The organism is Rhodopirellula maiorica SM1, assembly GCF_000346295.1.
Lineage (GTDB): Bacteria > Planctomycetota > Planctomycetia > Pirellulales > Pirellulaceae > Novipirellula > Novipirellula maiorica.
Genome location: NZ_ANOG01000987.1, coordinates 1 through 6,743 on the forward strand (window position 1 = coordinate 1; position 6,743 = coordinate 6,743).

Here is a 6,743-nt window from a genome sequence, read left to right on the forward strand (position 1 = left end):
CCGCGACTTGATCCGGCCTACCGGGTGCCGACGGGAACGCCTATCTCACGTTTGTCACGTGGTGTTTCAACCCTTCCATCACGCCGCTGGTCGCTTTTTTGCTGGCCAAAAAAACGTGGTCGTCGGTTTTGGCTATCCGGTGCGCCTCGGTAACGTTCTGCTTCAATTCGTCCGATGCGTTGTGAACCACGATCGCTCGATATCCGGCCGTCAACGCGGCCAAATCATTACCCGAGTCTCCGGCGAATACGATCGCTTCGGGCTGCACCGTCATGTGCTCGGCCCACCAACGCAGTGCGTACGCTTTTGAAACACCACGAGGTAACAGATCGATCAAACCGTCGCCGTTAAACGGATCGACGCTGGCGATGATCGAATAGGGTGCCGCAATTCGCTCTAACTTCTGCTGGAACTGCTCGAGGATCGATTCTAAATGCGATGCGTCGGCATAGTAACTTAGTTTAAAAGCACCCTGCTTTTCCGACTCTTGCAGCCGCGACCCAGCGATCCCCGAAAACTCTTTCATCAAATCGGTCGTCGCAATCGGACCGACAATCGCCGCTAAATCGTCATGATATGCCTGGACCCGCTGCATCGATTCGTTGGACGACGCCGCATCGTCGACGCGACGCATGATCGTCGTCCCGACGTCACAAATAATCCATTCCGGTGACGGCAACCTGTGCTCGGCAATCGCGTCTTGGACCGATGCAAAATGACGCCCAGTGACAAACAGCAACTCCATCGCGTGTTCACTCAGAAACCGCTGGACCTCGCTGAGATCGCGTCGATTATCATCGTGATCATCCAGCGGGATGAACGTGCCGTCCAAATCGGTTGCCAGTACTTTCAAATCCATTTCGATTTACACTCGCATCAACCACAGCGTCTCGTAAGCTTCCAGCACGATATCATCGCTGGTTCCGAATTCACGATCGGTCAAGGCGTCTTTGAAGAAGCGTCCCAACCCGACGGTCCGCAGCCGATTACCGTCCACCGACTGAGGTTGATCGGTAAAGTTCGCGATCACGATCAAGCGATGACTCTCGTTGATGCGAATAAAGCTCAGCAGATGCACATTGCCGGTCGCGACCAATTCCATTTGCTGGCCCGCCAACGCCGGTAACGCCTTTCGAGTGGCGATCAATTTCTGCTGCGATCGAAAGATGCGTTTGCGAATTGAACCGCTGCCCGAGGCGATGGTGTCATTCAACTCGTGCAAAAACTCCCACTGCATCCGCGGCCGATGCACCCACCGGGTATCGCTGGCCTTGGCAGGGTCTTTGACGAAATCGTAATCGTTCAACATTCCCCATTCTTCGCCCAGATACAGCAGCGGGATGCCACCAATGCTAAGCGTGATCCCTTGCAGCAACAACATGCGGCGAATCGACATCTCTTTTTCGTGTTCGTCGCCTTCTTCGATCGCGTGTTCCAATCCCGCCAACGAGGCAAGAGTCCCGGCGATTCGCATATCGCCGGTTTCGAGGTTCTCTTGAAAGGGAACGCCACGCGCGAACGAGCCTTTGAATTGGCCGGTATAGAATTGGTTCAAAAATTGGCGATGGTCGTAGGCATTGATCCCCAAAGCGGCCGCGTCCGCATCGTCAAACGTCCAACCGATGTCGTCGTGACAGCGGAGATAGTTGACCCACGCGGTATGTTTGGGCAATTTGTGTCGGTGGCTTAACGACCGGGTCAACAAGCGAGTTTCGTGCGTGGCGAGCGATTCCCACAACAACGCCATCAACGTGGGGTTGTAAGAGATTTGGCACTCTTCGGGACTGATGTATTTCACCACGTCATCGGGATGCACAATCGCTTCGGATTTGAACAACAAACTGGGGGTCGCGATACGAGCCAATCGGCTGAACGCTTGGATCAATGTGTGAGCTTCGGGAAGGTTCTCGCAGCTCGTCCCCATTTGTTTCCACACGAACGCCACCGCATCGAGTCGTAAGATGTCGATACCGGTGCTCGAGATGAAAAACATTTCCTCCAGCATCGCACGGAACACCGCCGGATTGCTGTAGTTCAAATCCCACTGGAAACTGTTGAACGTCGTCCACACCCAGCTTTGCATCCCATCGTGCCAGGTAAAATTACCGCGGCGGACGGTGGGAAAGATTTCACGAAGCGTCCGCTCGTATTGATCCGGCAGCGTGCGATCGGGAAAGATGTAGTAGAAATTTTGGTACTCGGGGTCACCCGATTGAGCGTGCTTGGCCCAATCGTGGTCATCCGAGGTGTGGTTAAAGACGAAATCCAGCACCAAGACAATGCCGGCCTTGCGAAGTTCGGTCGCCAAATTTCGCAAATCATCGATCGTTCCTAACCGGGGATCGACGCTACGGTAATTGCTGATCGCATAGCCGCCGTCGTTGTCGCCGGGGCGAACCGCGAACAGCGGCATCAAGTGCAGATAGGTCAGACCGAGTTCTTTGAAATAGTCAATCGAATCGGCGAGCTTGCCAAGGTTCTCGCTGAACAAATCGACGTACAACGCCCCCCCCACGATCTTTTCCGAAACGAACCAATCGGGTTCGTTGATGCGGTGGCGATCCAAGTCACGCAGTTCTTCCGGCCGATCCAACCAAGCGGCGGCGGCGGTCAGCAGAATTTGTTCTAGATGGTAGAAAAAGTCATATCGCGTGCCATACAATTGATACAGTAGCGCAAAGAGTTCTTCCCAATTGTCGACCAGTCGCAGACCAAATTCGTGACGCAGAACTTCGTCGGCATCGTGAGCATCCCAAAACGCTTGCAACCGAGGCGACAAGCGCCGCAACGACAGATCGGCTTCGTAAGAGAGTCCGCTGGCGTGCGACGCGATGCTGCCGTTGCGGAGTCCTTTAGGATTCGATCTGATCATTGGGAATTACGATGTTCTCTAAGAAGTTGTAGTACTCGATGCCTTCGATAATGCCTCGCGCGTGCGAGTGTTCGGCAAAATAAATTCGAGGATGGTTGCGAAGCCGGTTCAATTCAGGACTGTAATTGGCGACCACCACCCCCAAACTGCGGCCTTGCAGCATGCCGGCATCGTTTCCGCTGTCGCCAGCGACCAAGACATGTTCGGCCGAAAATCCCCATTTCCACATCAAATGGCGAATCGTCATCTCGCTGCCGCCGCGGACGGGAATGATGTCAAGATACATGCCCAATGACAACAGAACCTTAGCACGTAATCCCGCCGACCGCAGATGTTTCTTGATCTGCATCGTCGACGGCGCCACCTTGGTGTCCATCTCGTAGCTATTTTGAACTCCGATTGATGCGAGTCATCCTGGCGGATAAACCGGGAATTTCATCCAAGACCTTGCGAATCTCGTCCGGCTTCCACGCATAGCCGATCTGTTTTCGCCAACTACGGTCCGGAGTCAATTTTTTGCCATAATGCAGCTGCGTCCCTGCGTCGGTATCGATCACGTCGGGACGCGGCAACCCGAGCTGCTCGATCAATTCCATCGCGCTGTCGAGCCGGCGGCCGGTCGCGATCGCAAATCCGATGTGCTCATTCTGCTCGAGCATGGTCGCAAATTCGGCCAGAGCCTCGTCATCGCCCGACAAGGTATTGTCCAGATCGGTCACGATCAACCGGTCAAATTCCGGTAAACGACGAGCCCGGGGGGCACTGACAAGCGCCGGCACCGAAGAATGCTGGAGAATGTCGTCCAAATCACGCAAATAACGGTGGGCGTGATTGCTCCACGAATAATGCTTGCGTGTGCCCTCAATCCCCGCCTTGGACCATGCTTGCCACTGATCCGGTTCGGTCAACGTTCGCAGCAACGCTTTTTCGATCATCTCGTCGTCAAGCGGGTCGATCAGCAATCCGTTGTTGCAATTGGCGATAATATCGCGAGGCCCACCGTCGTTGGTCGCTACAATCGGCAACCCCGTCGCCCCCGCCTCTAACAACGTCAATCCAAAAGGCTCGGTCAACGCGGGGTTGATAAACACCCCTTTGTTCTGGGCCGCATAACGGTACAGTTCGGGCACATCACTGGGCGAGTGAGATTTCGGGTACGCCACTCGTCCATACAGATCATGTTTGTCGATCCGATGCAGCACACTGTCGAGCACGCGGCGTTGGGCTTTGGGCAGGTCCATCATGTCGTCCCGCGACCCCATGATCAGAACCAAGTTGGCTAGCTTTTGCAGCTGCTCGCTTTGCCCATACACATCGACAAGCTTGGTCAGATTCTTACGTTCATCCGGCCGTGCCATGGTCAGAATCATGGGCTTGTTCGGATCTCGCAAAAATTGATTGAGCGAATCGGCGATCGCAGGCCGCGGCCAATCCGCCGTCGGCGGTGAAAACCGCGACAAGTCGACTCCCGGCGGAATCACTTCCATCCGCGATGGGACATAGTGATCGTACAACTCGTATTGTTGTTGGACCTCTTGCGTCGTACTGGTGACGACCATCGACGCCGTTTCCAGCGCGATCTCTTCCGCCTCGGTCCGCAGCGAGAACTTGTAACGGCGATCCAGTGCATCGAGGTTATCTTTGTTCAGCGACAAACGCTGTCGCTTGACCCGACCAAGCGAATGGCCGGTGAAGATATAGGGAACGTGCAGCAATCGCGACAATTGAGCTCCGGCGAGTCCAGCGTCAGCGTAGTGACCATGAATGATGTCTGGAATACCCGTCCTGCGAAAATGGACCAGGGTTTGGTCGACAAAATGGTCCACATACGGCCAAAGAGCTTCTTTCTTCAGATAACGTCGCGGTCCAAAGGGAATGCGGATCAGTTTGGCGTTTTCGCTGATTTCCTCTTCAAGCTGGGCATAGTCATCCGAGACCTTGGGATCAATGATTTGCCGTGTCAGCAACTCGACTTCGCGAACCTGAGGTTGCGAAGCAAGCTCGCGAGCAAGTTCGAGCACGTAGATGACTTGACCACCGGTATCCGCATCGCATCCAAGTTCAGGTTCGTTTGCGCGAATCAAACCATGTAAGCTGATCAAAGTGATTTTGAGTCCGTTTTCTCGATTGAGCAAACGGCTCGATAGTAGAGAACTCTCAGTTTCGGCAGGCTCTTCAGTCTTCGTTTCAGGCATAACCTTGACGTTTCTGTTGGAGTGAAATGAACAACTTAAAAAAAGCGGTCAAAAATATTGTTGGTTTAGCGATTTTCGAGGGATGCTTTCGCAACGGCCCCGTCGTATCGCTAGGTGTGTTCAGGTTGCGTTGTTTCAGCGATTGATCTCGCTGCAACTTGAGCGTTGACGGTGGAAGGGCCCGCGCGCTCCCCGCTGCCTTACCGATCAGCCCACGGCTCATTCATCAATCTCGTATACCGAGACATCGGTGGTCGTGGCGCCGCGAAGTCCACAGATGCGGGCTGCAAAACGAACGGCGCGATCAATCACCTCTTGGTAAGAGATCCCGGCCAAAATGCCATCGATCGTAGCGGCTGCAAATCCGTCGCCTGCGCCCACCGTATCCATCATCGATTCCGGTTCGGGCGCCTCCGCGAAGAAGGCACGGTCGTGCGTGATCGCGTAGGCACCTCGAGATCCGCAAGTGATAAAGTAGACCGCCGAACTACCGTATTGCTCTGAGATCTTTTCAACAGCAGTGCGGACTTCGTCATCCGATGTGCACGGCAATCCGGAGATCCCCGAGAGCTCTTCATCATTAAGTTTGATGAAATCAGCCCCACCAAGCAGCTCAGGCAACCATTCCGCATCAAACCAGGGCTCGCGTATGTTGATATCAACGAAACGCGATGCGGTCGAATTTGAGATCCAATGCTTCAGCGTCTCACGCGTCTGAGGCGCTCGCCACGCTAACGTGCCGTGATAGAAGATCGAGTGGGCGTCGTAAATCGATGACGCCCCCATCGTATCAGCGGTTTCTGAACTCGCCTCCGGAGGCTGAATGAAGTCGTAGGCGCGGGGGTAGATGATATCGTACGATGGCTGGCCATTTTCGAGCGTGACTTGGACTGCTCCGGTTTGATGTTCTTTACTGGTCTGCAATCCATCCAATTTCATTCCCCATTCGGCCATCCGCTCGCGGATCTGTTTTCCCTCAGCATCTTCACCTACCGACGAAACAAATGTCGGCTTGCGGCCCAGCCCCTGCAGATTCCATGCCACATTGAAGGGAGCCCCGCCAAGAACACTGCGTCCGTCGGGGAAATGATCGAGTAGCACTTCGCCAATGATCAGTGGCGAACCACGAAACTCGAGACTCGTTTTGGGGGAGTGAGAAGTCATTCGATCCTATCGAGCTCGGCGGTGAGTTTTGAACATGCATTGTACGGTTTTGTGAAACGAATGCGAATCGCGACCGATTTTAGCGATGTAATTTGTGATTTTACCCCACATCCGTCACGAATGCAGAGCAACCACGCCTCGACTCGGTGAGGAATGCAAAAACGATGTTCAGTGCATCGAATACGGTGTTTATGCTACTTGCCCAGCGCTGCAAAATACGTCCTCCTGCATTGGTAGCAAATGGGTCCTGCAAAACCTGCGCCCTTTTGAGTAACTTTTCCACAAGCCCGCTGGATGGACGTAGGCCGGATCGCAGCGAAGCGGAGATCCGGCATGGCGGTGGTAACGAATTCACCATCACTTTCGACGCCCGCCGGATCGGCGTCGCTATCGCGACTTGATCCGGCCTACCGGGTGCCGACGTAGGCCGGATCGCAGCGGAGCGGAGATCCGGCATGGAAGCGGAAACGAATTCACCATCACTTTCGACGCCCGCCGGATCGGCGTCGCTA

Annotated in this window: 5 protein-coding genes; all 5 read right to left on the bottom strand. The window is 54.5% G+C overall.

What is annotated here, in order from left to right; translation table 11 throughout:
* Window positions 1-40 precede the first annotated feature (40 nt).
* Window positions 41-859 carry an HAD-IIB family hydrolase gene (locus RMSM_RS31900; RefSeq protein ID WP_008707384.1) on the bottom strand — a complete coding sequence of 273 codons (819 nt, stop codon included), beginning with the start codon at window positions 857-859 and terminating at the stop codon, window positions 41-43.
* 6 nt (window positions 860-865) lie between these two features.
* A complete protein-coding gene (locus RMSM_RS31905) occupies window positions 866-2,872 on the bottom strand; it encodes an alpha-amylase family glycosyl hydrolase (RefSeq protein WP_008707385.1) in 2,007 nt (668 codons plus the stop codon).
* Window positions 2,853-3,248, bottom strand: a complete 396-nt coding sequence (locus RMSM_RS43560; protein ID WP_008707387.1) for an HAD family hydrolase — start codon at window positions 3,246-3,248, stop codon at window positions 2,853-2,855. The genes RMSM_RS31905 and RMSM_RS43560 overlap by 20 nt, the downstream gene beginning before the upstream one ends.
* 7 nt (window positions 3,249-3,255) lie before the next feature.
* Window positions 3,256-4,974: an HAD family hydrolase gene (locus tag RMSM_RS31910; protein WP_261340360.1), complete on the bottom strand. Its 1,719-nt coding sequence runs from the start codon at window positions 4,972-4,974 to the stop codon at window positions 3,256-3,258.
* 312 nt (window positions 4,975-5,286) lie between these two features.
* Entirely contained in the window at window positions 5,287-6,231 is a 945-nt protein-coding gene (locus RMSM_RS31920) for a PfkB family carbohydrate kinase (protein ID WP_008707392.1), read from the bottom strand.
* Between the last annotated feature and the right edge of the window lie 512 nt (window positions 6,232-6,743).